At 64.7% G+C, this 25,300-nt stretch carries 25 protein-coding genes; 13 read left to right on the top strand and 12 right to left on the bottom strand.

The features are described 5' to 3' along the window. The 3 genes from LRS53_RS15085 to LRS53_RS15075 all read right to left on the bottom strand — a co-directional run bounded on the left by LRS53_RS15085 (position 1) and on the right by LRS53_RS15075 (position 4,470). Positions 1 to 438 carry a YqaA family protein gene (locus LRS53_RS15085; protein ID WP_231356803.1) on the bottom strand — a complete coding sequence of 146 codons (438 nt, stop codon included), beginning with the start codon at positions 436 to 438 and terminating at the stop codon, positions 1 to 3. A 467-nt stretch (positions 439 to 905) separates the two neighbouring features. Next, positions 906 to 2,537 carry a methyl-accepting chemotaxis protein gene (locus LRS53_RS15080; protein WP_231356449.1) on the bottom strand — a complete coding sequence of 544 codons (1,632 nt, stop codon included), beginning with the start codon at positions 2,535 to 2,537 and terminating at the stop codon, positions 906 to 908. 889 nt (positions 2,538 to 3,426) lie between these two features. Next, positions 3,427 to 4,470 (bottom strand): SDR family oxidoreductase, encoded by a 1,044-nt coding sequence (locus LRS53_RS15075; RefSeq protein WP_231356448.1) that lies wholly within the window; start codon positions 4,468 to 4,470, stop codon positions 3,427 to 3,429. 162 nt (positions 4,471 to 4,632) lie between these two features. On the opposite strand from LRS53_RS15075, the gene LRS53_RS15070 reads away from it, so the two are divergent. After that, complete coding sequence (locus LRS53_RS15070; RefSeq protein WP_231356447.1) at positions 4,633 to 6,024, top strand: CoA transferase; 1,392 nt, start codon at positions 4,633 to 4,635, stop codon at positions 6,022 to 6,024. Between the two features lie 34 nt (positions 6,025 to 6,058). Here the strand turns inward: LRS53_RS15070 and yghU are convergent, their stop codons facing one another. The 3 genes from yghU to LRS53_RS15055 form a co-directional block, all read right to left on the bottom strand. Continuing rightward, entirely contained in the window at positions 6,059 to 6,892 is an 834-nt protein-coding gene (gene yghU, locus LRS53_RS15065; RefSeq protein WP_064306601.1) for a glutathione-dependent disulfide-bond oxidoreductase, read from the bottom strand. Positions 6,893 to 7,051: 159 nt separating this feature from the next. After that, positions 7,052 to 7,954, bottom strand: a complete 903-nt coding sequence (locus LRS53_RS15060) for an AraC family transcriptional regulator (protein ID WP_231356446.1) — start codon at positions 7,952 to 7,954, stop codon at positions 7,052 to 7,054. Between the two features lie 65 nt (positions 7,955 to 8,019). Further along, the gene (locus LRS53_RS15055; RefSeq protein WP_231356445.1) at positions 8,020 to 9,114 is read right to left on the bottom strand and encodes a GNAT family N-acetyltransferase/peptidase C39 family protein; all 1,095 of its coding nucleotides are present in this window, start codon (positions 9,112 to 9,114) and stop codon (positions 8,020 to 8,022) included. Positions 9,115 to 9,253: 139 nt separating this feature from the next. Here LRS53_RS15055 and LRS53_RS15050 point away from each other — a divergent pair, with 139 nt between their 5' ends. Then, on the top strand, positions 9,254 to 10,747 hold the full coding sequence (locus LRS53_RS15050; protein ID WP_064306599.1) for a RimK family protein: 1,494 nt from the start codon (positions 9,254 to 9,256) through the stop codon (positions 10,745 to 10,747). Positions 10,748 to 10,868: 121 nt separating this feature from the next. Here the strand turns inward: LRS53_RS15050 and LRS53_RS15045 are convergent, their stop codons facing one another. Together LRS53_RS15045 and LRS53_RS15040 are read right to left on the bottom strand one after the other, a co-directional pair. After that, positions 10,869 to 11,066, bottom strand: coding sequence for an SEC-C metal-binding domain-containing protein (locus LRS53_RS15045; protein ID WP_058762382.1), 198 nt, complete (start codon positions 11,064 to 11,066; stop codon positions 10,869 to 10,871). Between the two features lies 1 nt (position 11,067). After that, a complete protein-coding gene (locus LRS53_RS15040) occupies positions 11,068 to 11,550 on the bottom strand; it encodes an LEA type 2 family protein (RefSeq protein ID WP_064306598.1) in 483 nt (160 codons plus the stop codon). A gap of 169 nt (positions 11,551 to 11,719) precedes the next feature. Here LRS53_RS15040 and LRS53_RS15035 point away from each other — a divergent pair, with 169 nt between their 5' ends. Further along, a complete protein-coding gene (locus LRS53_RS15035; protein ID WP_231356444.1) occupies positions 11,720 to 12,286 on the top strand; it encodes a hypothetical protein in 567 nt (188 codons plus the stop codon). A 12-nt stretch (positions 12,287 to 12,298) separates the two neighbouring features. Here LRS53_RS15035 and LRS53_RS15030 read toward each other — a convergent pair whose 3' ends face one another. Both LRS53_RS15030 and LRS53_RS15025 read right to left on the bottom strand, forming a co-directional pair. Further along, positions 12,299 to 12,763 (bottom strand): YchJ family protein, encoded by a 465-nt coding sequence (locus LRS53_RS15030; RefSeq protein ID WP_173147001.1) that lies wholly within the window; start codon positions 12,761 to 12,763, stop codon positions 12,299 to 12,301. 10 nt (positions 12,764 to 12,773) lie between these two features. Next, positions 12,774 to 13,271, bottom strand: coding sequence for a DUF6231 family protein (locus LRS53_RS15025; protein ID WP_231356443.1), 498 nt, complete (start codon positions 13,269 to 13,271; stop codon positions 12,774 to 12,776). 136 nt (positions 13,272 to 13,407) lie between these two features. On the opposite strand from LRS53_RS15025, the gene LRS53_RS15020 reads away from it, so the two are divergent. From LRS53_RS15020 to LRS53_RS15005, 4 genes are all read left to right on the top strand, one after another. Further along, the gene (locus LRS53_RS15020; RefSeq protein WP_231356442.1) at positions 13,408 to 14,073 is read left to right on the top strand and encodes an OmpA family protein; all 666 of its coding nucleotides are present in this window, start codon (positions 13,408 to 13,410) and stop codon (positions 14,071 to 14,073) included. Positions 14,074 to 14,163: 90 nt separating this feature from the next. Beyond that, the gene (locus LRS53_RS15015; protein WP_017638810.1) at positions 14,164 to 14,424 is read left to right on the top strand and encodes a DUF1145 domain-containing protein; all 261 of its coding nucleotides are present in this window, start codon (positions 14,164 to 14,166) and stop codon (positions 14,422 to 14,424) included. A gap of 135 nt (positions 14,425 to 14,559) precedes the next feature. After that, the gene (gene dinG / locus LRS53_RS15010) at positions 14,560 to 16,704 is read left to right on the top strand and encodes an ATP-dependent DNA helicase DinG (RefSeq protein ID WP_231356441.1); all 2,145 of its coding nucleotides are present in this window, start codon (positions 14,560 to 14,562) and stop codon (positions 16,702 to 16,704) included. 171 nt (positions 16,705 to 16,875) lie between these two features. Next, positions 16,876 to 18,021 carry a serine hydrolase domain-containing protein gene (locus LRS53_RS15005; protein WP_231356440.1) on the top strand — a complete coding sequence of 382 codons (1,146 nt, stop codon included), beginning with the start codon at positions 16,876 to 16,878 and terminating at the stop codon, positions 18,019 to 18,021. A gap of 9 nt (positions 18,022 to 18,030) precedes the next feature. On the opposite strand, the gene LRS53_RS15000 is transcribed toward LRS53_RS15005, so the two are convergent. After that, the gene (locus LRS53_RS15000) at positions 18,031 to 18,624 is read right to left on the bottom strand and encodes an NYN domain-containing protein (protein ID WP_231356439.1); all 594 of its coding nucleotides are present in this window, start codon (positions 18,622 to 18,624) and stop codon (positions 18,031 to 18,033) included. A gap of 255 nt (positions 18,625 to 18,879) precedes the next feature. Next, entirely contained in the window at positions 18,880 to 19,299 is a 420-nt protein-coding gene (locus tag LRS53_RS14995) for a hypothetical protein (RefSeq protein ID WP_231356438.1), read from the bottom strand. Positions 19,300 to 19,606: 307 nt separating this feature from the next. Between LRS53_RS14995 and LRS53_RS14990 the strand changes: the two genes are divergently transcribed. The 6 genes from LRS53_RS14990 (at position 19,607) to astA (ending at position 25,300) form a co-directional block, all read left to right on the top strand. Continuing rightward, entirely contained in the window at positions 19,607 to 20,452 is an 846-nt protein-coding gene (locus LRS53_RS14990; RefSeq protein WP_231356437.1) for an OmpA family protein, read from the top strand. An 80-nt stretch (positions 20,453 to 20,532) separates the two neighbouring features. Then, positions 20,533 to 21,180, top strand: coding sequence for a pyridoxamine 5'-phosphate oxidase (gene pdxH, locus LRS53_RS14985; RefSeq protein WP_231356436.1), 648 nt, complete (start codon positions 20,533 to 20,535; stop codon positions 21,178 to 21,180). Positions 21,181 to 21,312: 132 nt separating this feature from the next. Then, the gene (locus tag LRS53_RS14980; RefSeq protein WP_017639693.1) at positions 21,313 to 21,777 is read left to right on the top strand and encodes a glycine zipper 2TM domain-containing protein; all 465 of its coding nucleotides are present in this window, start codon (positions 21,313 to 21,315) and stop codon (positions 21,775 to 21,777) included. A gap of 186 nt (positions 21,778 to 21,963) precedes the next feature. Then, the gene (locus LRS53_RS14975) at positions 21,964 to 23,184 is read left to right on the top strand and encodes an aspartate aminotransferase family protein (protein ID WP_231356435.1); all 1,221 of its coding nucleotides are present in this window, start codon (positions 21,964 to 21,966) and stop codon (positions 23,182 to 23,184) included. A gap of 62 nt (positions 23,185 to 23,246) precedes the next feature. Continuing rightward, on the top strand, positions 23,247 to 24,266 hold the full coding sequence (aruF, locus tag LRS53_RS14970; RefSeq protein WP_231356434.1) for an arginine/ornithine succinyltransferase subunit alpha: 1,020 nt from the start codon (positions 23,247 to 23,249) through the stop codon (positions 24,264 to 24,266). Positions 24,267 to 24,292: 26 nt separating this feature from the next. Continuing rightward, a complete protein-coding gene (gene astA / locus LRS53_RS14965) occupies positions 24,293 to 25,300 on the top strand; it encodes an arginine N-succinyltransferase (RefSeq protein ID WP_231356433.1) in 1,008 nt (335 codons plus the stop codon).

Genomic DNA, 25,300 nt, shown 5'->3' with positions numbered 1-25,300 from the left:
TCAGCGCCAACCCTGGGTAAGCCCCCAGACCACTACATAGCGCGTGGTCTTGGCCAGGGTCACCACCAGTAAAAAGCGCCACAGGGGTTCGCGCATCACGCCGGCGACCAGGGTCAGCGGATCACCGATCACGGGCGTCCAGCTGAGCAGCAGCGACCACCAGCCATAGCGCTGATAGGCCGCTTGAATGCGGGCAAGCCGTTTCGGCGATACCGGAAACCAGCGGCGTTGGCGAAAGCGTTCGAGATGGGTGCCGAGCCACCAGTTCAGCGTTGAGCCGGCGACATTGCCAAGCGTCGCGGCTAGCAGCAGGAGTGGCATGGCGTAACGTTCGGTCAGCAGCAGCCCCGCGAAGGCCGCTTCCGATTGTAGGGGCAGCAGGGTGGCCGCACCAAAGGCGAGGACGGCAAGGCCCAGGTAGACGCTTAAGGCTTCCAGGATTTGCCTCCTATGGGGCTAGTGGTTGAATGATCCGTGCGCAGCGTCAAGCGATAGCCACGGCATGCAGGGCAGTCGGACATGATGTCCAGTTTGCCTTGAGTGTTGCCAGCTGTACGGGACGGCAGGGTTTGCCGTAGAGCCTTTCCGCAAGCAGGTCACCGGCGCCGCTGCGCAAGAGTACCGATCCTGTTAGGCGCGAATCCCGGGCTTCCTTTTGCCTACGTCTGCAGTCCACGCCATAGGCCGCTACCGGATGCCTAGCGGGGATACTCAACCAGTCCCATCCAAATTACGCGCAGAGCGACCGCAGCAAGCAGGGGCGAGTGCGCTTCGGAAAAGGCGACCTTGGTGAGGCTCACCCATGTTTCAACCCTTCCAAACGGCATAGGCTGATGTGCCAGGCCAAGAGAAGTGAGCCCTCGTATCGGCAAAACAGCCCGCTTGAACAAGCGGGCTAAGGATTGCTATAGACGGAACTGTGCAACTTGCCTGTCCAGCGCCTGAGCCAGGTGCTGAATGTCCACCGCGTTGCGCGATGCGCTCTGACTGGAATGACTGTTGGTCTGCGCCATCTGTGCAATTCGCTCGACGTTACGGGCGACATCCTGGCTCGCTGCTGACTGCTCTCGCAGCGACAGGGAAATTTGATCGACCACCGAGATAATCCGATCTGCGCCGTCGCGGATTTCGTCGATCGCAAGGCTGGCCGAGCTGGCCAACTCCACCCCCTCATTAACCTGAGCCACCCCGACATTCATGCTGCTGACGGCCTCCTGGGTACTTATCTGGATCTTCTTGATCATATCGGCGATCTCCTGGGTGGATTTGCCGGTACGCTGGGCCAGTAGACGAACCTCATCCGCCACCACGGCGAAGCCGCGGCCCTGATCGCCTGCGCGTGCTGCCTCGATGGCGGCATTGAGCGCAAGCAGGTTGGTCTGTTCGGCGATCGCACTGATGACATTCACGATCGAGGTAATCTCATCGGTATGGCGCCCCAGTTCCGAAATCTGTTCAGCTGAGTTTTGTACGGTGCTAGCGATCTCCGTCATGCTGTCAAGCGTGCGACGAATCACCTTGCCGCCCTCGACAGAGCGTTTGCCGGACTCGCTCGAGATGGTATGGGCATCGCCAGCGTTTGCTGAGACGTGGGCGATGCTCACCGTAAGCTCCTCGACGGTAGCCGCCATCGACGACGCAGAAGCCGACTGATCGCGGGCAGCAAGCGCCAACTCTTCAGATGTGCCGGAGATGTCGTTGGCAGCATGGAGCAGGCGGCCTGTACCGTCCTTGATTTCCACGATCATTTCACGCAGCCGTCCTTGCATGGCGCTGAATGCCTTCAGCAGGCTGGCGATTTCGTCGCTCCCCGAGTGCTTGATATCCATATCTAGCTGACCGGCCGCGATGGCCTGTGCCGAGGCGATGGCGTCACCCAGACGGCGTTTGATGGAGCGGGAAAGTCCCAGCGCTACGATTAGCGATGCAATGGCAGCCAGGAGCCCACCGCCGGTCAGCATCCACAGCGCGCCTTGTTCGGCCGACCGCATCTCTGCCGTGCGGATATCCAGTAGCTTTGCTTCGTCGTTGCTAAAGTCCGTGATGATCTGGCGCATCTTGTCCATCTTCGCCTTGTCCTGACGATCGACAATGCGCTTGACCATGTCGTCCATGCTTGCACTGCCTTGGACGACGGACCGGCGTAGCTGGATCGAGCGCTCAAGGTCGTCGTTCAGCCAGCGCTCTCTAACTACGTTCAGCTCATCCAGCCGCGTCTGCTGGATGGGATTGTCCGCAGTAAGCGACTTCAGTTCGTGCCAAGCCTTCTCAAATGCGGCTTTGCCGCTCGAGTACGGTTCGAGGAAGTCGTCTTGCCCGCTCAGCGCGAAGCCACGCATGCCAGTTTCCATGTTGGTCAGGCTGACGAGAAGCTTATTGGCACCGTCTAGGGTTCGATAGGTATGGATATTCCAACTAACTGACTGGTCAATTGCCGAAAATCCATGGCGGGCGACTAGAACAAGTACGCAAATAATGGCGATGACCAAGCCAAAGCCTGACATCAGTTTTTTAGAAATCGACATATTGGACAGCATGGACTGACTCCGCAGGGAGGTTGAGCATTGGTGCTTTCTCCTTATCGGAGTTTCACTTTCAATCTTTAATTGTGCTGTTTCTTTTCCGACAAACGACAAGAAGCTAAGCACGATAAATAATGAAAACGTTTGCGTTAGAGCATGGTGCCACTGAGCTGTGCGTGGACGATGTCACTCTGCGTAGCTATTGAGCCAAGCGGCAGGCGCTAACGCTTCGTTTAACTGTCAGCCTGAGGGAGGGTCTACCCGCTGCAGGTAAAGCGTTGGCTGGAAAGCTTAGCCTGCCAATTCGATGTGATGTGGCTTCTAATGTTATTCTGGGTGAACTTGATCGGGTGTGTTATCTAATAAGGTGGGAAGTATTAATTGAAAGGTTCGTGAGCTGGAGGGGGTTATTATGTTTTTGATTTTTAATAATGAGTTAATCATGGTGTATGCACGCACCCTGCTTGACTGATATGGCGCGTACTCTTGGTTGTGGTAACACGGGTCAAATCTGCCCGACGACAATGCTTGGTTGCTGAAGCCTCGATAAGCAAGCCGCTGACGCGCGGTGCACGCCCTGGTAATGCGAGTGGCCGTGCACACCGGGGCGTAGGAGGTTGGAGCGATGGCTAGACTTTGAGGGCGCCAGGGCGCCCAGTCATTTCGCGCATCGTTTTCTGCTTCACGCGGCCCGGTTATCCGACCGTTCTATACCGCGCAGCAGTCCCCTCATCGTCAGGACGTTGAATGGCCGAGGATCCAACTCACCTTCACTGCCTGACGGACCGCAGACAGCATCACCTGGATCAGCTGACGTGAGCGGTACGTTATCCGTGCGGAGCATGGAACGTGTTGAGGATACCCCGCACTCGGCCCGTGTCGCCCGGACTACGGAAACCGCACCTCAGGGAATCAGCCGCCGCCGGCGCATGTCCTCCAGATGCGCGAGCAAGACCTCGTCGGACCTCAGGATCATCCGCCCGAAGCCGGCCTGCCGCGCCTTGGTCACGTCGAAGATGGCGTCTTTCTCGACATGGAAGATGAAGTCGCCGAAAGCGCCGGGTGCGATCCGTTCGGGATCGGCCTCGGCCAGTCCTTCGCGCTCTGCCAGCGCCTGCCAGACCGGTTTCAGTGCGGTCAGGCGCTGGGCCAGGGAGATGGGTTGCGGCTCGCCCACCTCCAGCCCGAACCAGTCGGCCAGCTGCGGCCAGACGTGACTCCAGCGGAAGACGTCGCCATTGGTGAGGTTGTAGGCGCCATCGCGTTCTTCTTCCGCTGCCCAGACCGCGGCCTCGCCCAATAGCGGCGCGGCGGTGACGTTGACCAGGGCACCGCGATAGGCCTGCTCCGTTCCGGGAAACTGCATGGCCGTGCCGGTCTCGCGACAGAGCGCGCCATAGACGCCGATGAGGTTGCCCAGATTCATGGCTGATCCCAGGGAATGGCCGATGACGATGTCGGGCCTCAGCGCCGTCCAGCGAATGCCATCACCTTCGAGACTGCGGACGAAGTCTTCGTGGCGGAAGTAGAGATTGGGCGGGAAGTGACGACTGTCGTCCTCGCGGGCCGGCGTCTTGTAGACCCCCAGGTGAGCCCCGTAGATCTTGCCGCCCTGGACGAAGGTGATGCGGGCCAGGGGTGCTCCGGCGCTACGCACCGCGCCCACCAGGTTCTCAAGCATGGCGGCGTTTTCGTCCGCCTCCACGCCTGGATCGGGGTTCGGCTTGAGGGCGCTGTAGAAGAGATGGGTCACGCCGGCCAGATCGGCCTTGGCCGCTGCCAGGCTGTCCTGGTCCAGCAGGTCGGCGGTCAGATGGGGAAAGCGGCTTGGGCCCTGTTTCGAGCGGCCAACGGTGGTAATGGACCAGCCGGCCTTGGCGAAGGCCTCCAGCACGGCCTGGCCGATGATGCCGCTGGCACCGGCGATGAGCAGCTGTCGTTCGGTCATGGGGTCTCCGATAGGGTGTGGTGAGGCGATGAAGGGGAGACCCTTGTGCCGGGCGATTTGTCCCCGCGTCGGGCTGGACGGTAGGCGGACGAACGCTGGTGTCCTGGTCGTACAGGCAGGGTTACTGTGGCAGCACTGCCTGCTGCCGCGGAGGACCTCGCCTTGGCCAACTCGTCCCGTACGCCTGCCGCCTTTCACGCCTTGCTTAGCGAACTCGTGGTCGCCCTTGGATTGCCTGCTGCCCAGGCGACAAACCTGCAGGTCCTCGGCGACGACAGCCTGGCCTCCTGCTTCCCGGTCAGCGATCTCGCCACGGCGGCGATCGCGGTCGCCGGCCTGGCCACCGCCGATCTGCTGGCCGAAGGGGCGCCCGGATTGCCGGTACAGGTGGACCGACATCTCGCCGCGGCCTGGTTCAAGACATCCCTGCGTCCCCTGGGCTGGGAGTTGCCCGCCGTCTGGGATCCCATGACGGGTGACTACCGCACCCGTGACGGCTGGCTGCGGTTGCACGCCAATGCGCCTCATCACCGGGAGCGCGCCCTCGCCGTGCTGGGCTGTGGCAATAGCCAGGCCGCCGTCGCCGAGGTCATGGCCGACGGTTCTGGCGAAGCCCTGGAAACGGCTATCGTCGCTGCGGGCGGCTGCGCGGCGAGGCTGCGCAGCCAGGCGGAGTGGCAGGCGCATCCCCAGGGGCAAGCCGTTGGCGCCGAACCCCTGATAGCCCAGGAGTGGACGTCCGTTGCCGCGCCGCGCGACTGGCGCCCTGATCCACAACGCCCTTTGCAGGGCATCCGCGTCCTCGACCTGACCCGCATCCTCGCCGGGCCGATCGCTACCCGCCTGCTGGCAGGGCTGGGCGCCGAGGTGCTGCGGATCGATCCGCCCGCGTGGGACGAACCGGCCCAGGCGCCCGAGGTCACCCTGGGCAAGCGCTGCGCGCGGCTCGATCTCAGGCGGCCCGCCGACCGCCAGAGGTTCGCGGCGCTGCTGGCCGAGGCGGACATCCTGGTTCACGGTTATCGCGCTGATGCGCTGGAGCAGCTGGGTTATGGAGACGTACAGCGACGCGCGCTCAATCCCGGCCTGATTGATGTGTCCCTCTGTGCCTACGGCTGGAGTGGTCCTTGGGCACTACGACGGGGCTACGACAGCCTGGTGCAGATGTCCTGCGGCATCGCAGCGGCTGGCAGTGCCTGGCAAGGGGTGGAGACGCCGGTACCCTTGCCGGTGCAGGCGCTCGACCATGCCACTGGCTATCTCCTGGCAGCCGCTGCCCTGCGCGGGCTGGCACGGCGTCAACGGGAAGGGCAGGCATTGACGGCGCGGCTGTCCCTGGTCCGTACCGCCTTGCTGCTGACCGAGCGGCCAGGCGCGAGCGACGGATCAGCGTATCGAGGACCAGCGGAGGAGGACTACGGTGAAGCTCAGGAACCCACCGCCTGGGGGCCTGCGTTGCGCTTGCGGGCGCCGCTCCGAATGGGTGAGGTAGAGCTGCAGTGGCGTCGCCCCGCGACGCGACTCGGCTCCGCCACGGCGGACTGGGGGCGCTAGCGGCAGCGGACCCCTTCTGCCACCGCTCGTTGGGTCAGTCCAGGTCGCTGGCCGAATGCCGCTCGGCCAGTTGCTCGCCCGGCTCACCCCAGGTGCGATTGACCCTGCGGCCACGCTGCACCGCCGGCCGCGCGGCGATGGCCTGGGCCCAGCGCTGCACGTGCTGGTAGTCCTGCACGGAAAGGAATTCCGCGGCGTTGTACAACTGACCCAGCACCAAGTTACCGTACCAGCTCCAGATGGCGATGTCGGCGATGCCGTAGTCCTCGCCGGCCACATAGCGGCGCTCGGCCAACAGGCGGTCGAGGACATCGAGCTGGCGCTTGGCTTCCATGGCGTAGCGGTTGATGGGGTATTCGAGCTTTTCCGGCGCATAGGCGTAGAAATGCCCGAAGCCGCCACCCAGGAAGGGCGCCGAACCCATCTGCCAGAACAGCCAGTTCAGCGTCTCGGTGCGACCGGCGTGATCCTTGGGAATGAAGGCGCCAAAGCTGTCGGCGAGATAGAGCAGGATGGCGCCGGACTCGAAGACACGCAGCGGTTCGGCGCCGCGACGATCCACCAGGGCCGGGATCTTGGAGTTCGGGTTGATCTCGACGAAACCGCTGGAAAATTGATCACCTTCCCCGATACGGATCAGCCAGGCGTCGTATTCGGCGTCGGTGTGCCCTAGGGCCAGCAGTTCCTCCAGCAGGATGGTCACCTTCATGCCATTGGGCGTACCCAGGGAGTAGAGCTGGAAGGGGTGCTCGCCGACTGGCAGCTCCTGGTCATGGGTCGCGCCGGCGATGGGGCGGTTGATGCTGGCGAAGTTGCCGCCGGAGGTAGTGGGGGTCCAGACGCGTGGGGGCGTGTAGGGTTCGCTCATGGTGGCTCTGTCCTCGGTCGACACGGATGGGTAGTTCGATCATAACCGAACTATACATTGGGTCTGTTCAGTGGCTCTCAAGCTGGCGACAAACCGGATCCTGCGGCGCAGGCGTGATCGGTAGATCAGCGCTCCGTCCAGACGCTGCACAGCCCGGGATCAGGCATTCTGTTCAGTCAGGCGCTGCACCGTCAGGCTACGGTATTGCCGCGGGGTCATGCCTTTGAGCTGGTGGAAGCGTCGATTGAAGTTGGAGATGTTGTTGAAGCCGGCCTCGAAGCAGATATCGGTAACCGGCATTCTGCTGTGGGAGAGCATCTCGCAGGCCTTGCTGATGCGCAGGCTGTTGACGAATTCGACGAAGGTGCGACCGGTAGCCTGACGGAAGAAGCGGGAAAAATAGGTGGGCGTCATGCCCAGGTGCTCGGCCACTTCTTCCTGGGTGAAGTCACGCTGGTAGTGGTCGAAGATGAAATTCAGCGCCCGGTTGGTGCGATCCACCGCCTGTTCGCTGGCCGTGGCCGGTTCGACGCTGCCGGACAGCAGCTGATAGCGCTCCGACGTGGCCAGCGCCTCCATCAACACCAGAAAATGGCCGAGGCGGGTGGCACCGCCGCTCTCGGAGATCTGCTGCAGCAACACCTCGGCGCGGGCGATCAATTGCGGATCCTGGAATTCGATGCCATAGCGGGCACGTTCTAGCAGCGGTGCCAGGCCGCTGAGTTCGGGAAACACCGCCGTGGCGTTATCCACCGTCTCGTTGGTGAAGTTGACCAGCATGTCGCGCTTGGCCACCACCTCGCCCTCGGCGACGCGGCTGATCCAGTTGTGTGGCAGATGCGGACCGGTCAGGAACAGGCTGCCCGGATAGAAGTTGCCGATATAGTCGCCAATGAAGGCGGTCCCCGAACTGGCCACGATCAAATGCAGCTCGTATTCCTTGTGGAAATGCCAGCGCACCAGCGGGCAGGGAAAGCCATGCTCCCGGTAGATCACCGAGTGACCGCTCAGGTCCTCCATCAACTCGTAGGAAGGGTTGTTCTTGCGCAAGGCCTGACTCATGGACCGCCCCGTCATTGTTCTTGGTCCTGATCCTGGCCCTGTTCGCGCCACCGTGCAACCCCGCCTCACCCTGCCCGCAGGACTACCGCCGCACGCAGCTTGCCGCGACCAAAGCGACTCATCTTGTCGAATTCGGCGTGGGACACGGGAATGTGCTGGCAGTCCAGTTCGCGACGGTGCTGGCTGTGGTCGACATCGGGATCGTGCAGGTAGACGAAGTCCTCGTCGCAGTCGGTGACCAGCACCCAATGAGGTCCCTTGGCCTTGGTCAGCCGGAAGGAGCTGATCAACACCAGTGGAAAGGCACCCTCGGCGACCCAGGCGGCCACGTCCAGGCGGGTACGGTAGAGCCGCTCGATGGGCGATTGCTTGACCTCGGCGCTGAAGTCCTCGTGCACCAGGCGCATCACCTCCTTCTTCTCCTCGCTACGTACGCCGTCGAGGAACAGCGGACCGCGCGTATTGACCTGCAGGGTGACCTTGAAGCCACGGCGCAGCGCCGCCAGCGCCAGGCCATGAGGTCCGCAGCCGCCATGACCGGCGGTCATGTAGATGGTGGTGGCTTCGCGCCACAGTCGCAGCTCCTCGCGCCGCTCCAGCGGGCGGCCCGGCTGCAGCGCGCCCATGGCCATCAGCAGGCTGGCCGGGCCGCAGGTGAAGTCGGTGGTCTGGCGATAGAAGGGCACCGGTCGGGCCTGGCCCTCGCGCGGCTGGCGGATGCGCTTCTCGAAGCGCAGCGCCTGGCTGTGGTCTTCGTAATAGTCCTCCACCGTGGCGAAGGGCAGATAGTCGTTGCGCTCATAGAGGGCGATGGCGGCAGCGTTGTCCGGTCGGACCTCCAGGCGCAGGTAGGCGCAGTCGCGCTCCACCGCCTCGGCTTCGGCAGCCTCCAGCAGGCGCTGGCCCAGGCGATGACCGCGCGCGTCCGGATCGACGGCGATGGAATAGAGCCGGGCGAGAGAAGTGTTCTGGTGGAACAGCACTAGGGCGTAACCGGCCACCTGGCGGTCGTTTTCCGCCAGGATCAGGACCGCGTTCGCACGGGTGAGCATGTAGTGGAAATTGCGCCGGGAAAGGCGGTCATAGCTGAAGCAGCGGGCTTCCAGATCGACCAGTGCCGCCAGATCGTCCAGCCCGGCGGGCCTGAGCATGAAACTCATCGCGAAGGATTCTCCTGGAGCAGAGCGGGCAGCCTGGCATGGTTAAGCAACGGTTAATAGCACCCGCGTTACAACAGTTGGAGTGGTCCGGCGGCATCCGGGTTTCCACCGGGACCACGCCCCGCAACCAGGAGGTCCAGTGAGCAAGCTGTATATCGTCGTGGAACGCAAGGAAGACTGGTCGTCCTACTATCCCAGCGAAGACGTCATCACCGCCCAGGAATACCTGGAGCAATCCAACGAACAGGACAATGGCAAGCGCGTGCAGGTGATCAACCTCTGCCGCAGCCAGAAGTACCTCGGCCACGGCTACTACTGCTCGCTGCTCGCCGAAGCCCGGGGGCACAAGGTCATCCCCTCGGTACGCACCATCAGCGAACTAGCGCGCAAGTCGCTCTATGGCCTGGCGCTGGAGGACCTGGACAAGCTGCTGACCAAGGCGCTGGCCGGTCATCCCTACGGTAGCGCCGACGGCTTCACCCTCACGCTCTATTTCGGCAATACCGACATCGCGCCTCTGCAGGATCTGGCGCGCCAGGTATTCGAGGCCTTTCCCTGTCCGCTGCTGCTGGTGGAATTCCGCCGCGACCGCGCTGGCTGGCACATCGGCGGCCTCAAGCTGGGCAGCATCCATAAGCTGCACGAACAGCAGGAAGATCAATTCGCCAACGCCCTTGACGGTTTCAGTCGCCGCGTCTGGCTCAAGCCGGGGCGGCGCGAAAAATATCGTTTCGACCTGGCCATCCTGCATGACCCCAAGGAAGCCTTTCCGCCGTCAGATGCCAAGGCGCTGAAGAATTTCGTGCGCGTCGGCAAGCACCTGGGGCTGGACGTGGAGCTGATCGAAAAGAAGGATTACGCGCGGCTGGGTGAATTCGACGCCCTGTTCATCCGCGAGACCACCGCCATCGACCACCACACCTATCGCTTCGCCAAGAAGGCCGAAAGCGAGGGTCTGGTGGTGATGGACGATCCACGCTCGATTCTCAGATGCACCAACAAGGTCTATCTGGCCGACCTCTTGCGCGCCCACAAGCTGGACATGCCGGCGACCGAGATCCTCTACAAGGACAATCCCGGCCAGCTCGAAGGCCTCGGCGAGCGGCTGGGCTTTCCGCTGGTGTTGAAGATTCCCGATGGCTCCTTTTCCCGGGGCGTCATCAAGGTCGAGGACGCGGCGCAGCTGCGCAAGGCCAGCGCCGAGCTGTTCGAGCGCTCGGTGCTGCTGCTGGCCCAGGAGTTCTTCTACACCGAATACGACTGGCGCATCGGTGTGCTGAACCAGGAGCCGATCTTCGCCTGCCAGTACTTCATGTCCAAGGGCCACTGGCAGATCTACGACCACAGCGCCAGCGCCACCGAGGTCAGCGGCGATTTCCGCACTCTGGCGGTGCAGGACGCGCCCCATGCGGTGGTCGAGTTGGCAGTACGCACCGCCAACCTGATCGGCGATGGCCTCTATGGCGTGGATCTGAAGCAGGCGGGCGACAAGCTGGCGGTGATCGAGGTGAACGACAACCCCAACATCGATTGCGGGGTAGAGGATCTGGTGCTCAAGGACGATCTCTACGCCCTGGTGCTGGAGGAGTTCATCCGGCGGCTGGAATCGCAACGCGGCGGACAGCCCTGGTAACGCGCCAGGGTCGCGGAGGGGTAGGTTGGGTTGAGCGTAGCGAAGCCCAACAGTCCAGGCTGACTCCGCTATGTTGGGCTTCGACGGTAGAACCGCCTCAGCCCAACCTACGGAAACGGGCTCAGGCGCCGTGGCACTTCTTGAATTTCTTCTCGCTGCCGCACGGGCAGGGATCGTTGCGACCCACTTCCTTCAGCGGATTGCGCACCGGCTCCTGGGCATGACCATGATTGCAGTGCGGGCCGTGGACGTGGTGCGCATGGCCATGGTCGTGATCGTGGTCGTGATTGCAATCGGGACCGTGGACGTGTTGGTTCATCTCATAACTCCGGGATGTAGGCGCCAGGCACGAACTGTCCCTGGCGAGAAAAATGGACACTGCGGCCGAACAGCCAACCGGTCTTCACCCGGCCACGCAGGCGGTAACTGATCGGCTGCTCAGGGTCTTCGAGCATGCGGCCCACGTCCTTCACGTAACGCCACAGATTGGTCTGCACCGGTACGGAGAAGCTGCGTCGACCGTTGGCGGGAACTGACGCATGCAGGTTGGCGACGCCCTGGGACAGCAGCAGATCGTTCAGGTAGACGGTGTAGGCCAGGCTACGTACGGGCAGGGCGCTGTCGTTGGGATTCTGGACGCGGAAGTGCAGCACGAAATCCTGGCTCCACAGCCGCGCACGGATCAGCTCCACGCCGGTCAGTTCGACCTGAGGCTCGTCATAGTTGCGCCCGATATAGGTACAACCGCCAAGACTGCTGAGCAAGACGCCGAGCAGGGTGATGAACAAGGCCTGGCGAAGCATGCGGCACTCCCGTTTTCTGCGCAGTTTAACAAGCACCGATTGCTGCACAAGTCGGGGCCGCTTCGGCACAGGCTAACAAAAAAACGCCTGGGCCTGGCGACCGTGCGGACTGGACCGCCCCGGCGCGACGTTGCATCCTGCACCTCTTGCCGTGACCGAGGAGGTCGTCATGTCCGCCGTGCTCTATGAAATCGCCTTCCAAGGCGAACTGGTCGCTGGCGCCGATGCGCAGCAGACCCGACAGAATCTGATGCGTCTGTTTCAGGCGGATGAACAGCGCATCGCCGTGCTCTTTTCCGGTCGCCGCATGATCATCAAGAACCGCCTCGATGCCGCCACGGCCGAGCGCTATCGCGCCACCCTGGCCCAGGCGGGGGCGCTGGTGGAGGTCGTGCCCATGGCCGAGACGATCGAGCCGGCTGCCGCACCTGCCGAGTCGCGGGGGCCTACCCCAGCCCCCGCGGCGACCGCCTCGCGACCTTCCGCCGAGCGTGGATCTCTGTCGGTTGCTCCCCGGGATGCCGTGATGGCGGCCTTCGTTGATATCCAGGCGCCGGATTTCGGCCTGGCACCGGTGGGCGCCGATCTCCAGGATGAGGCCGCACCGGTGGCGTCGCCGCGAGTCGATCTCTCACACCTGAGTCTGGCGCCGGTGGGCAGCAATCTGGGGCCGGCGTTCGAGCCGCTACCCGTAGCGGTCCCGGATACCGATCACCTGACGCTGGTCAAGGAATGAGCGCGGCCGGCGTTACAGGAAGCCGGCGCAGCACTTCTTGAACTTGGCGCCGCTGCCACACAGGCAGGCGTCGTTGCGACCCGGCAGGGGGCGTACGGTCGGATCGAGGAAGTACCAGCGTCCCTCGCGCTGGACGAAGCCCGAGTGCTCTTCATGGCGATGGGCGCCGCGCCCATCCTCCCAGCGCGCCACGAAGCTGACCCGGGCATGGGCGGGATCCCCCGGCTCGGGGCGATGCTCCAGCACCTGCAACCCTTGCCAGCGACTGCCCAGACTCCAGGCCGCCAGGGCCTCCCGGTCCAACTGCTCCTGCTGGGCAGGCGCCGTGGTGGTTACCAGGTAGTCGATCAGCCCCAGCACATAGGCGCTGTAGCGTGAACGCATCAGCCGTTCGGCATCGGGCGCCGGAGTACCGGCATGAAAGGCTCCGCAACAGTCGCCGAGCGAGCGGTCCGAGCCACAGGGGCAGGGGGCCATGGGTTGCATCTCACCACCAGTACTTGCCGAAATTCTGCGGATTGGCCCAGAACTTGGCATTGAGCCAGTCCGGGACCTGCTTGTAGTCGTGCAGATCATAGCTGAACAGGGTGACCACCTGGCCCTCGCGGGCGAAGCGCTCGCTGGCCTGCAGGGCGAGGGCGTAGAAGTCTGTCACCTGCCAGTCGCTGGCGGCTAGGTCCACCAGCACCGCCAGGCGTGAGGTGTTGAGGTTGCGCAAGCCGCCGAGCAATTCGCGGCCCTGGCGCAGCGGCAGGTGTTCCAGGCAATCGGCGACGATCACCAGGTCGTAGCGCTCGGCCAGCAGCGCCGGGTCATCCAGGGGCACCGCTGCCTGTACCACCTGGCAGTGCGGATGGGCCTCGGCATAGGCCTCAAGCGCTGGCAGCGGCTCGCGCGCCATACAGAGCAGGCGCTTGGGCTGGTGGTGCTCGAGCAGGCTTGCCAGAGCCTGTTGCGGGGTGCGGGAGGAGAATATGTTTGCCATTAAGGGAACCCTAATCAAATCGCGATTGACTAAGCAACCAGCGTTGTCAAGATGTGTACGCCACCATTAGTCTGACAGCGCCATAAAACGAAAGACGAGCACAACTCGCGGTACCTGGTCTATAGGAGACCCCTTCATGAGCAAGAGCATCGCAAGGACAGCTTTACCCCTCATCCTGGCAAGCACCGTGCTGGCTGGTTGTGCGGGCGGCGTACAGAAATCCGATTGGCCGGTGTGCGCAGCGGTCGGCGCCCTGGTCGGCGGCGCGGCAGGTGCTACTCAGAGCGGTAACGTCGCCGGCATGGCGGCCCTGGGTATCGGCACCACCGCTGGCGCCTATTGCTGGGTGCATGGCAAGGGCAACGAGCAGGTCGCTCGCATGGAACCCGCCCCGGCTCCGGCTCCGGCTCCGGCGCCCGCACCGGCTCCTGCGCCGGCACCGCTGCCCAAGCAGGAAGTGATCACCGCCCGTGACCTGCACTTCGCCTTCGACTCCGCCGAGGTCAGCCCGCAGGATCGTGCTCAGCTCGATGGTATCGCCGGCCGTCTGCGTGGCGAAGCCGCCAGCACCCGCCTGTCGATCACCGGTCACACCGACAGCAAGGGTACCGATGCCTACAACCAGCGTCTGTCCGAGCGTCGGGCCAAGTCGGTCAGCAACTACCTGATCCAGGCCGGCGTGCCGGCGGCAAGCGTCGTGTCCGTGAAGGGCATGGGCGAGCGTCAGCCGATCGCCACCAACGAGACCGCTGAAGGCCGTGCCACCAACCGCCGCGTCGAAATCCAGATCGACCGCGAGTGATGCACCGGCGGCGGACCCTGGTCCGCCGCCTTTACTTTTTCCGGCAATAGGCGTTATGGTCCGATCCATCTCGTCCTCCTGCTGGAATCCATGAAAACCCTGTCCCTTACCGGCAAAGTTCTACTCCTGCTGTTCTGGCTCGCCGCAGCCGCCGCCCTCGCTCTTCCTCTCGCTCGTCCTTTCCCCGAATTGCTCGCGCTGGTCGCCCTGGCCCTGCTGCTGCTGCACCTGGGCGAAGTCTTCGCCAGCCGTCGTGCCTTGCGTCTGCGTCGCCACCCCTGGCTCGACCGCCTGAGCCTGTTGATCTTTGGCGCCTTTCATCGCCTGCCCCCTCAGCTGCCGAGCGCCTGATCGGCCTGCGACCACAACGTTGGGCGCATCCTGACGACAGGCGCGTTATCATAGCGCCCAAGATCCATTACTGTAGATGCATACAGCGCTCGTCCGCCGGACGTGGCGCTGCTTTGCCATCGCCCGGAACCAGGCATGCTCAGCACCGAACTCAAGACCCAGATCCAGGGCGCCTACACGCGTTTCCTCGAAGCCAAGTCGCTCAAGCCGCGCTACGGCCAGCGATTGATGATCGCGGAAACCGCCAAGGGCCTGGGCGCCATCGCCCAGGACGAGGAGGGCCATCGCGAAGGTGAGCCGGCCGTGGTGGCAGTGGAGGCGGGCACGGGTACCGGCAAGACCGTGGCCTATGCCCTGGCCGCTATCCCTGCGGCTAAGGCGGCCGGCAAGCGTCTGGTCATCGCCACGGCGACGGTGGCGCTGCAGGAGCAGATCGTGCACAAGGACCTGCCGGACATCCTGCGCAACAGTGGGCTGTCCTTTAGCTTCGCCCTGGCCAAGGGGCGCGGGCGCTACCTGTGCCTGTCCAAGCTCGATATGCTGCTCCAGGAAGGCCAGGCGCAGAACGCCACCGCACAGCTGTTCGCCGAGGATGGCTTCAAGATCGACGTGGACGAGGCGTCCAACGAATTGTTCGGCAAGATGATCGAGCGCCTGGCCGGCAATCGCTGGGACGGTGATCGTGACAGCTGGCCGGAAGCCATCGAGGACGTCCAGTGGTCGCGCATCACCACCGACCACAGCCAGTGCACCAATCGCCATTGCCCGAATTTCCAGCAGTGCGCCTTCTACCGGGCGCGCGAAGGCATGACCAAGGTTGATGTCATCGTCACCAACCATGACCTAGTGCTGGCCGACCTGGCCCTGGGTGGCGGCGCCATCCTGCCGGATCCGCGCGACACCCTCTATGTGTTCGACGAAGGCCACCACCTGCCGGACAAGGCCATCGGCCACTTCGCCCATTTCACCCGGCTGAGATCCACCGCCGAGTGGCTGGAGCAGATCGCCAAGAACCTCACCAAGCTCCTTGCCCAGCACCCCCTGCCGGGCGATCTCGGCCGGCTGGTGGAACAGGTGCCGGAGTTGGCGCGGGAAATCCGCACCCAGCAGCAATTCATGTTCACCGCCTGCGAGGCCTTGGCGGATTTTCGCGCGGGCGAGGACATGGAAGGCCGCGAGCGGCCGCGTCACAGATTCGTCGGCGGGGTGATCCCGGAAGACCTGCGCGAGATGGGCATCGAGCTCAAGAAAGGCTTCGCCAAGCTCACCGATCTGTTCACCCGCCTGACCGAGATGCTCAAGCAGGCCATGGACGGCGAATCCAGCATCGGCCTGGCCAGCTACCAGGCCGAGGAGTGGTATCCGCTGTTCGGCAGTCTGCTGGCAAGATCCCAGGGCAACTGGGAGCTGTGGACGGCCTTTACCTGCGAAGACCCGGAAGACAGCCCGCCCATGGCGCGCTGGATGACCCTGGCGGAAACGGGATCGCTCTACGACATCGAGGTCAACGCCAGCCCCATCCTCGCCGCCGAGATGCTGCGGCGTCATCTGTGGAACGTGGCTTACGGCGCCCTGGTGACCTCGGCGACCCTGACCGCCCTGGGCACCTTCGACCGCTTCCGCATGAGATCAGGCCTGCCGCGCTCGGCGGCCACCGCCGTGGTCCCTAGCCCGTTCCGCCACGCCGAGGCCGGGGTGCTGCGGGTGCCGGATCTCAAGGCCGATCCGCGCAATGCGGCCGAGCACACCGCGGCCATCGTCCGCGAATTGCCGGCCATGCTGGAGGGCGCGCGTGGCGCCCTGGTGCTGTTTTCCTCGCGACGGCAGATGCAGGACGTCTTCGACGGCCTGGAACGGGACTGGCGCAAGCGGGTACTGATCCAGGGCAACCTGTCCAAGCAGGAGACCCTGAACAAGCACAAGAAGCGCGTCGACGACGGCGAGGCCAGCGTGCTGTTCGGTCTTGCCAGCTTTGCGGAAGGGGTCGACCTGCCCGGTGCCTACTGCGAGCACGTGGTCATCGCCAAGATTCCGTTCGCCGTGCCGGACGATCCGGTAGAAGCCGCCCTGGCCGAGTGGATCGAGGCGCGCGGCGGCAATCCGTTCATGGAGATCGCCGTGCCCGACGCCTCCCTGCGGCTGATCCAGGCCTGCGGTCGGTTGCTGCGTACCGAGCAGGACAGCGGCACCATCTCGCTGCTGGATCGCCGCCTGGTGACCCAGCGCTACGGCAAGGCCATCCTCAATGCGCTGCCGCCGTTCCGGCGGGAGATCCAGTAAGAGATCGCGGCCATGGCGGTTCGCTGTTGCGGCCGCTTCTAGGTGACATTACGTGCAACTGCCTTATCGCGGCCATGGCGGTCCGCCGAAGCGGCCGCTCCTACAGGCACATCGGACCTTGTAGGAGCGGCCCATGGCCGCGATACCGAAGAACCACAGCAAGGAAAACCCATGACCGTCCACGGCTATCACGACCTGAGATTCGAATCCGTCCGCGAAGCCTTCACCGAGTTGCTCGCGACCGGCCAGACGCGCGGGGCGGCGCTGTGCGTCCAGGTCGGTGGTGAAACCGTGCTGGATCTCTGGGGCGGGATGGCGGACAAGGACGGCCAGACGCCGTGGCACACCGATACCCTGCTCAATCTGTTCTCCTGCACCAAGGCCTTCACCACGGTGGCGGCGTTGCAGTTGGTGGAGGAGGGCAAGCTGGCACTCGATGCCCCGGTCGCCGAACGCTGGCCGGCATTCGCTGCGGCTGGCAAGGCCGACATCACTCTGCGCCAGTTGCTCAGTCATCGCTCCGGCGTCTCCGCCTTGCGCGAACGCCTGGCGGGTGACGCCCTGTACGACTGGGACACCATGACCGCCGCGGTCGCCGCCGAGGCACCCTGGTGGACGCCCGGCACCGCCCATGGCTATGCCCCTATCACCTTTGGCTGGCTGCTGGGTGAACTGATCCGTCGCGCCGACGGCCGTGGCCCGGGCGAGGCCATCGTGGCCCGGACCGCCGAGCGCCTGGGTCTGGATTTCCATATCGGTCTGCCGGCGAGCGAAGACGAGCGCGTCGCCCATATCGTACGCGGCAAGGGGGTGCTGGGTGATGCCGCCGCGCAGCGCCTGCTCAAGACCACCATGAGCGATCCGGGCGCCTTGCCGACCCTGGCCTTTGGCAATCCATCCGGCGTGCTCACCAGCACCAACAAGGCGGAGTGGCGCCGCTTCCAGCAGCCGGCCGCCAACGGCCACGGCCATGCGCGCAGCCTGGCCGGCTTCTATGCCGGTCTGCTGGCCGGCGATCTGCTGGAGTGGGAAACCCTGAGCGAGGCCCTGCGCGAGCACAGCCAGGGCGAAGACCGTACGCTCTTGACGCCGACCCGCTTCGGCCTGGGCTTCATGCTCGATCAACCGGACCAGGCCAACGCCACCTATGGCCTCGGGCCTCAGGCCTTCGGCCATCCGGGGGCGGGCGGCTCGACCGGCTTCGCCGATCCGGAGCGCGAGGTGGCCTTCGGCTTCGTCACCAACACCCTGGGACCCTATGTATTGATGGACCCGCGCGCCCAGGCCCTGGCACGCGCGGTGGGGGAGTGTCTTTGAGGCCCTCGGCTAGCGGGCGATGGCCGTCTCGATGTCCTTGAATTCGATCACCCGGACATAGGGCGCGATCTCGCCGCTGATGGAGAAGTGCGCGCCGATCACCGTGACCTCGACGCCCTCGTTCTCCACCAGGTACTGGACGACCTCATGGAAATCGCCGTCGCCGGCCACCAGGTAGAGCTTCTTCCAGCCGCGCTTGGCATGGGAGCGCATCAGGTTGAAGGCCAGGCCGACATCGACGCCTTTCTGGCTCTTGGTGGTGTACTGCTCGCCCGTCACCGGATGCAGGATCGGGCCGCCGCCTGCCGAGATAGGCCATTCGTGGGCCTTGCTCTGCAGCCAGTAGAGCTTGACCCTCAGGCCTGCACCCTTGGGCGGCGCCGAGCTGAGAAACTTGTTGAAGTTGGTCTGGGCGACGGTGGGCGGGTCGCTATCGCAGTTGAAGTAGTAGGCGTCGCCTATGGGTTCGCCCGCATCCTCTTCGATGAAGAGCCGTAGTTTGAGATAGTCGAATTTGGCGCCGTATACCGAGCCGTTCCAGGCGCTCAGGGCGTAGGCCCCGTCGACAAACCAGGCGACGCCCGTTCGAGTTGTAGTTGCCATCGTATTGCTGGGACCAGGTCTTTTACCGTTGATGGGCGCACACCCGCACGCGGGATGCGCGGCGTCTATTGTGGGCTTAATTCCCGGTTTTCGCTGCAGCTAACGAGCGGCATCTTCCGATACCGCGAGCTAGAGCGGCTGCGGACGGGGGAGCGGACGGGGGAGCGGCCGTTGGATCGCCGTTTGCGTCGTGCCAGGTCGCCAGCGCCCGCATGATCGCCTAGCCATCGCGGGTGACAACTGGCATAGGTGAGGTCACGTCACAGTGGCTTCCCGCCCATCGTTGGCGTGGGCTGCATCGACGATCAGCGCCGGCTGCAGCAGCCGGATTCGTGGTGCCACATGGTAGGCCCCGTCGTCGTTATGCCTCAGGTAGAGACGCTGGCAGCCCAGGCACCGCCATAGCGTGCTCTGGTTGTAGGGATGGAAGCGCGGAGCGATGGGGGCGGCATTCGACCAGTAGTGGGTGCCTGCCGAATGATACTCCTCGAGGATCGCCTCCTCAGGCGCGTGGCGCCCCAGGGTGCCGATCTGCGCAAAGTCTGTTTCCCGGTAGCCCACCGGCCAGGCGGTCCATCCCGAAAGATCCCGCTGCTGGCAGCGGCACGCCTGCGTGATGGCGTCGGACCTGGCGGCCAGGTCCTTGAGCGTCGCGACATCGACGAAGCCTTCCATGATCAAGCCTCCTGGTGGCCTGGTGCCTTTGCTGGAAACGGATGCGGGCTCACGGCTGACCCCTTTTGTCGCTTCGGGCCCTCGAAGAACCATCGAGTGGGGTACGCAGGACCGAGCGGATTTTCCCCTTGTCTTGAGCAAGGACACGCCACTGGTCGGCATACACGCAAATTTCGTGACTCCACCGCTTTGCCCGGCGTAGGTTTGCGGCCACAATCTCGAAACTACTTTAAGTTCACTCATGCCGCCGGCTCTGGCCGGGGCATTGATTCACTCTGTCCTCCGGCTCGCCGATGGGAAACTTTGCATGAAGCTGATCAAATCCACCACCCTCATTCTCTGCATGGGCGTATCTGCCTGCAGTTCCTTCCAGGGCACTGGCGACCAGGCCACCACGCCTGCCAAGCCGGGCACTGCTCAAGCCAGCACCGCCGCCAACGGTGGGCATTGGTGGTGGCCGTTCGGCGGTAGCGACAAGGCTGCCGAACCGGTCAAACCGGTAGCAAAGGCCGCCGAGCCCAAGGCCGACACCAAGGTCGTGGCGAAGGCGCCGGCGGCCAAGCCGGAGCAGGCCGCTGCGGCGGGTGAGAAGGGCGGTCACTGGTGGTGGCCCTTCGGCAGCGAAGACGTCAAGCCCGTCGCCAAGGCGGAAGCGCTCAAGCCGGTACCGGTCAAGGTCAGCAAGGCCTGGCTGGACGAGCACGAGCAGAAGCTGCGCGTGGCCGTGGCCGGCAGCAACGTCAAGGTCGAACGTCGCGATGATGCGCTGGTGCTGGTGGCGCCGGTCGATAGCTCCTTCAACCCGGATCGCGCCGAGATGCTGCTGCCGGTGATGCTCGGCCCGCTGTCGCGCTCGGCCAAGTCGGTGAGCGTGGACGAAGACAGCGCCGTCATCGTGCTCGGTTTCAGCGACAGCACCGGTGCCGCGGCGCTCAACGACAAGATCAGCCTGCAGCGCGCCCAGGCCGTGGCGGCCATCTTCCGTCTCAGCGGCTACAGCGGCAATCGCCTGATCGTGCGTGGTCTGGCCGCCGCTCATCCGCGTGCCGACAACACCACCGCCGCCGGCCGTGCCGTCAATCGCCGGGTCGAGGTGCTGATCCAGCCGCGCGCAACCGTGCTGGCCAGTCTGCAGTCCTTGGCGGCGCGCTAGCTACAAAGCTTGTCCTGAAGCAGGCGAGCCAGGCGGGACTTGGTTAAGCTAGGTCGATACCGACCTAGCAGGAGACTTCCATGTCACCGTCCCTCGCCGATATGCGTCGCGACTACACCCGCGACGGCCTGACCGAAGCCCAGGCACCCGCGGATCCCTATGCCCTGTTCGGGCAGTGGTTCGAAGAGGCGGTACGCACCGAGCAGCCGCCCGTCGAAGCCAACGCCTGCTGGCTGGCTACCGTCGATGACGAGGGGCAGCCCCATTGCCGCGTGCTGTTGCTCAAGGGCGTCGATCCCCAGGGCTTCGTCTTCTACACCAACTACGACAGCGCCAAGGGCCAGCAAATGGCCAGGCAGCCGCGCGCGGCCATGACCTTCTTCTGGCCGGCGCTGGAACGCCAGGTGCGCATCGAAGGCCTGGTGGAGCAGGTGTCGGCCGAGGAGTCCGACGCCTACTACCGGGTCCGCCCACTGGGTAGTCGCCTGGGAGCCTGGGCCTCGCCGCAGAGCCAGGTCATCGCCGACCGTCACGAACTGGAGCAGCGTCTGGCCGCGGTGCAGCAGCGCTTCGCCGACGGCGAGCCGAGCCGACCGCCGTTCTGGGGTGGCTATCGCCTGAGGCCCCAGCGCATCGAATTCTGGCAGGGCCGCTCCAGTCGCCTCCATGATCGGCTGGACTACCAGCGCCTCGACGGTGAGTGGCAGCGCCAGCGCCTGGCGCCTTAAGGCGTTCGCAAGGTACCCAGGTTACAGTCACCGGAAACCTCCCTGGATGCCCTGGGTCAAGGATAATAGCGATCTGCGCCTGCATCCTTGTGGGTGCGGCCAGTGTCTTTCAACTGCCCTTGGAGTTGCCCCATGAACAGAGTCCTTCAGCTCGCCGCCTCCCTGACCGCCGTCGCCCTGCTGGCCGGCTGCGCCTCGGATCAGTCCGGCGACGTCTATTCGCGTGACGAGGCCCGGCAGGTGCAGACGGTGCGTACCGGTACCATCACCGCCCTGCGTCCGGTCACCATCGAGGGCACCAAGTCGCCCATCGGGGCCGGGGCTGGTGCCGTGGTCGGCGGTATTGGCGGGAGTGCCATCGGCGGTGGCCGTGGCAGTTTCGTGACCGCCATCATCGGTGCGGTGGCGGGCGGCCTGCTGGGCTCGGCCACCGAAGAGGGCTTCACCAAGGCCAACGGCGTCGAGATCACCGTGAAGGAAGATGACGGCGGCTCGCGTGCCTATGTGCAGGCGGTCAACAAGGGTGAGATCTTCCGCGTCGGCGAGCGGGTGCGCATCCTGACCGTCAACGGCACCAGCCGCGTCGCGCCCAACTGATTTCTCGGGCGTACCGGAAGGTACGTCCTTGCCCTTCCAGAGCGGGTGTCCGAATCGCTAGACTGCGAGTCTGACGCCCGTTTGCGTTTTCGCCCGTAAATAGTTGTCGCCTGGGCGCAATGCCGCGTCTGGAGGTCGTCCTACAATCCCCCTCAGTCACCGCCGTGATCGGCAGGAGAAATCCCGATGTCCGCTTCTCAACCCAACGTGCAACGCGCCGCCTTCGATGAGGTGATGGTCCCGACCTACGCCCCTGCCGCGTTCATTCCGGTGCGAGGAGAGGGCTCCCGCGTCTGGGACCAGGCCGATCGCGAATACGTCGATTTCGCCGGCGGCATCGCGGTCAGCGCCCTGGGCCATGGCCATCCGGCGCTGATCGACGCCCTGACCGAGCAGGCCGGCAAGCTCTGGCACGTGTCCAACATCTACACCAACGAACCCGCCCTGCGTCTGGCGCGCAAGCTGGTGGACCACACCTTCGCCGACCGGGTGTTCTTCGCCAACTCCGGCGCCGAAGCCAACGAGGCGGCCTGCAAGCTGGCCCGGCGCTATGGCCATGACGTCAGCGGCGGCAGCCGTTACGAGATCGTCGCCGCCACCAACAGCTTCCACGGCCGGACCCTGTTCACCGTCAGCGTCGGGGGGCAGCCTAAGTATTCCGATGGCTTCGGTCCCAAGATCGAAGGCATCCGTCATGTGCCCTTCAACGACCTGGCCGCTCTCGAAGCCGTGGTGTCGGACGAGACCTGCGCCGTCATCCTCGAACCCATCCAGGGCGAGGGCGGCGTGCTGCCGGCCGACCAGGCCTACCTGGAAGGCGCCCGCCGCCTGTGCGACGCCCAGGGCGCGCTGCTGATCTTCGACGAGGTGCAGAGCGGCGTCGGTCGTAGCGGTCATCTCTATGCCTACCAGCACTATGGCGTGGTGCCGGACATCCTCACCACCGCCAAGAGCATCGGCGGCGGCTTCCCGCTGGCGGCCATGCTGACCACCGACAAGGTCGCCCAGCACTTCAGTGCCGGCGTGCATGGCAGCACCTATGGCGGCAATCCCCTGGGCTGCGCCGTGGGCGCCGCGCTGCTGGACATTGTCGCCACCCCGGAAACCCTGGCCGGTGTCGCCGCGCGCCATCAGCGCTTCGTCGCCGGCCTGGAGCAGCTCAACGCCCGCTATAGCCTGTTCGAGCAGGTGCGCGGCCTGGGTCTGCTGATCGGTGCCGTGCTCAACGACAGCTGGAAGGGACGCGCCAAGGACATCGTCACCGCCGCCAACGAAGAAGGCCTGATGATCCTGCAGGCCGGCCCGGACGTGCTGCGCTTGGCGCCGAGCTTGATCATCGCCGACACCGATATCGACGAAGGCCTGGCCCGCCTGGATCGCGCCCTGGCGCGGCTCACCCAAGGCTAATCTCCGGACGCGGGACGCGTACCGCTGGCATCCAGGGATGGATCCGTTCACAAGGAGTTCTCATGCTGGTAATGCGCCCTGCGCGCGCGGCGGATCTGCCCCTGGTCCAGCGGCTCGCCGCGGATAGCCCGGTTGGCGTCACCTCGCTGCCCGACAACCCCGAGCGGTTGCGCGACAAGATTCGCACCTCGGAGTCTTCGCTTGCGGCCGAGGTGGGCTTTCATGGCGAGGAGAGCTATTTCTTCGTGCTCGAAGACACCACCAGCGGCGAGCTGCTGGGTTGTTCGGCCATCGTCGCCTCGGCGGGCTTCTCCGAGCCCTTCTACAGCTTTCGCAACGAGACCTTCATCCATGCCTCGCGCGAGCTGAAGATCCACAACAAGGTCCATGTGCTGTCGCTCTGTCACGACCTGACCGGCAACAGCGTGCTGAGCAGCTTCTATGTCCAGCGCCCGCTGCTCGACACCCCCCACGCCGAACTCAACTCCCGTGCCCGGCTGCTGTTCATGGCCGCCCACCCGGCGCGTTTCGCCGAGACGGTGGTGGTGGAGATCGTCGGCCTGGCGGACGATGACGGCGAATCGCCGTTCTGGAATGGAGTAGGGCGCAACTTCTTCGACCTGGACTACACCACCGCCGAGCGGCTGTCCGGACAGAGGAGCCGCACCTTTCTCGCCGAGTTGATGCCGACCTATCCGCTCTATGTGCCCCTGCTGCCCGACAGTGCTCAGGAAGCCATGGGCCAGGTGCACCCGCGCGCCCAGATCACCTTCGACATCCTCAGTCGGGAAGGCTTCGAGACCGATAACTACATCGATATCTTCGATGGCGGCCCGACCTTGCACGCCCGCACCACGGCCATCAGGTCCATCGCCGAGAGCCGTCTCGCACCGGTGAGCGAAGGCGCAGCAGCGCCCGAGGACGCGCCCTGGTTCCTGATCGCCAACGATGGCCTGGAGAATTTCCGGGCGCTAGCCACGCCGCTGCGCTGGACGCCCGGCGAAGCCGTCGTCCTTTCCCCCGAGCAGATCGCCACCCTGGAGATCGCCGAAGGCGACCGGGTTCGTCTGGTAGCGCTGTAGCCGACCCTAGCGTCTTTGGAGGTCCGATGATCGTCCGTCCCGTCACCCGTGCCGATGTGCCCGCGCTGCTGCAACTGGCGCAGGCGGCCGGCGCCGGCCTCACCACCCTGCCGGCCAGCGAAGAACGCCTGGCGCAGCGGGTGGAAAATGCCGAGCGCAGTTTCCTGCAGCAGGTTGAAGCCGCCGATGCGGACTATCTCTTCGCCCTCGAAGAGGACGGCGAAGTCATCGGCATCGCCGGGATCGCCGCCGCCCTGGGCCTGCGTGAGCCCTGGTACAACTACCGGGTCGGCCTGACGGTGAGCGCCTCGCGCGAACTGGACATCCACCGGCAGATCCCCACGCTGTTCCTGGCCAACGACATGACCGGCAGCTCCGAACTCTGCTCGCTGTTCTTGCGCGCGGATCGGCGTGGTGGCGCGGCTGGGCGCCTGCTATCCAAGTCACGCTTCCTGTTCATCGCCGAATTCCGCGAGTTGTTCGCCGAGCGCCTCATCGCCGAGTTGCGCGGCATGTCCGACGACCAGGGCCAGTCACCCTTCTGGGAAGCCCTGGGCCGCCATTTCTTCAAGATGGAATTCTCCCAGGCGGACTATCTTACCGGCATCGGCAATCGCGGCTTCATCGCCGAACTGATGCCGCGCTTTCCGCTGTACACCTGCTTCCTGTCGCCGGAAGCGCGCCAGGTGATCGGCCGGGTACATCCGGACACCGAGGCGGCGCGCCGGCTGCTGGAGGCCGAGGGCTTCAACTACCAGGGCTATGTCGACATCTTCGACGCGGGTCCGACCGTCGAGGCCGAGACCGCCAAGGTGCGCGCGATCCGCGACAGTCAGCGCCTGGTACTAGCGGTCGGCACGCCGGGCGACGATGCCGAGATCTATCTAATCCACAACCGCAAATGCCAGGACTGCCGCATCACCAGTGCCCGCGCTCGCCTGGCTGCCGGCACCCTGGTGGTCGATCTGGCCACTGCCCGCGAACTGCGGCTGATGGCCGGCGCTCAGGTGCGCGCCGTGCGCCTGATGCCCTGA

The sequence above is a fragment of the Pseudomonas sp. PLB05 genome (assembly GCF_021106615.1).
Taxonomy (GTDB): domain Bacteria; phylum Pseudomonadota; class Gammaproteobacteria; order Pseudomonadales; family Pseudomonadaceae; genus Chryseomonas; species Chryseomonas benzopyrenica.
Note: the sequence above shows the minus strand (reverse complement) of the source record. Positions and strands in the feature narration are given on the sequence as shown.

Bases quoted from the DNA above. Each gene is read 5' to 3' on its own strand.
- LRS53_RS15080 (WP_231356449.1), bottom strand. From the start codon at position 2,537: ATGCTGTCCAATATGTCGATTTCTAAAAAACTGATGTCAGGCTTTGGC.
- LRS53_RS15075 (WP_231356448.1), bottom strand. From the start codon at position 4,470: ATGACCGAACGACAGCTGCTCATCGCCGGTGCCAGCGGCATCATCGGC.
- yghU (WP_064306601.1), bottom strand. From the start codon at position 6,892: ATGAGCGAACCCTACACGCCCCCACGCGTCTGGACCCCCACTACCTCC.
- LRS53_RS15060 (WP_231356446.1), bottom strand. From the start codon at position 7,954: ATGAGTCAGGCCTTGCGCAAGAACAACCCTTCCTACGAGTTGATGGAG.
- LRS53_RS15055 (WP_231356445.1), bottom strand. From the start codon at position 9,114: ATGAGTTTCATGCTCAGGCCCGCCGGGCTGGACGATCTGGCGGCACTG.
- LRS53_RS15045 (WP_058762382.1), bottom strand. From the start codon at position 11,066: ATGAACCAACACGTCCACGGTCCCGATTGCAATCACGACCACGATCAC.
- LRS53_RS15040 (WP_064306598.1), bottom strand. From the start codon at position 11,550: ATGCTTCGCCAGGCCTTGTTCATCACCCTGCTCGGCGTCTTGCTCAGC.
- LRS53_RS15035 (WP_231356444.1), top strand. From the start codon at position 11,720: ATGTCCGCCGTGCTCTATGAAATCGCCTTCCAAGGCGAACTGGTCGCT.
- LRS53_RS15030 (WP_173147001.1), bottom strand. From the start codon at position 12,763: ATGGCCCCCTGCCCCTGTGGCTCGGACCGCTCGCTCGGCGACTGTTGC.
- LRS53_RS15025 (WP_231356443.1), bottom strand. From the start codon at position 13,271: ATGGCAAACATATTCTCCTCCCGCACCCCGCAACAGGCTCTGGCAAGC.
- LRS53_RS15020 (WP_231356442.1), top strand. From the start codon at position 13,408: ATGAGCAAGAGCATCGCAAGGACAGCTTTACCCCTCATCCTGGCAAGC.
- LRS53_RS15015 (WP_017638810.1), top strand. From the start codon at position 14,164: ATGAAAACCCTGTCCCTTACCGGCAAAGTTCTACTCCTGCTGTTCTGG.
- dinG (WP_231356441.1), top strand. From the start codon at position 14,560: ATGCTCAGCACCGAACTCAAGACCCAGATCCAGGGCGCCTACACGCGT.
- LRS53_RS15005 (WP_231356440.1), top strand. From the start codon at position 16,876: ATGACCGTCCACGGCTATCACGACCTGAGATTCGAATCCGTCCGCGAA.
- LRS53_RS15000 (WP_231356439.1), bottom strand. From the start codon at position 18,624: ATGGCAACTACAACTCGAACGGGCGTCGCCTGGTTTGTCGACGGGGCC.
- LRS53_RS14995 (WP_231356438.1), bottom strand. From the start codon at position 19,299: ATGGAAGGCTTCGTCGATGTCGCGACGCTCAAGGACCTGGCCGCCAGG.
- LRS53_RS14990 (WP_231356437.1), top strand. From the start codon at position 19,607: ATGAAGCTGATCAAATCCACCACCCTCATTCTCTGCATGGGCGTATCT.
- pdxH (WP_231356436.1), top strand. From the start codon at position 20,533: ATGTCACCGTCCCTCGCCGATATGCGTCGCGACTACACCCGCGACGGC.
- LRS53_RS14980 (WP_017639693.1), top strand. From the start codon at position 21,313: ATGAACAGAGTCCTTCAGCTCGCCGCCTCCCTGACCGCCGTCGCCCTG.
- LRS53_RS14975 (WP_231356435.1), top strand. From the start codon at position 21,964: ATGTCCGCTTCTCAACCCAACGTGCAACGCGCCGCCTTCGATGAGGTG.
- aruF (WP_231356434.1), top strand. From the start codon at position 23,247: ATGCTGGTAATGCGCCCTGCGCGCGCGGCGGATCTGCCCCTGGTCCAG.
- astA (WP_231356433.1), top strand. From the start codon at position 24,293: ATGATCGTCCGTCCCGTCACCCGTGCCGATGTGCCCGCGCTGCTGCAA.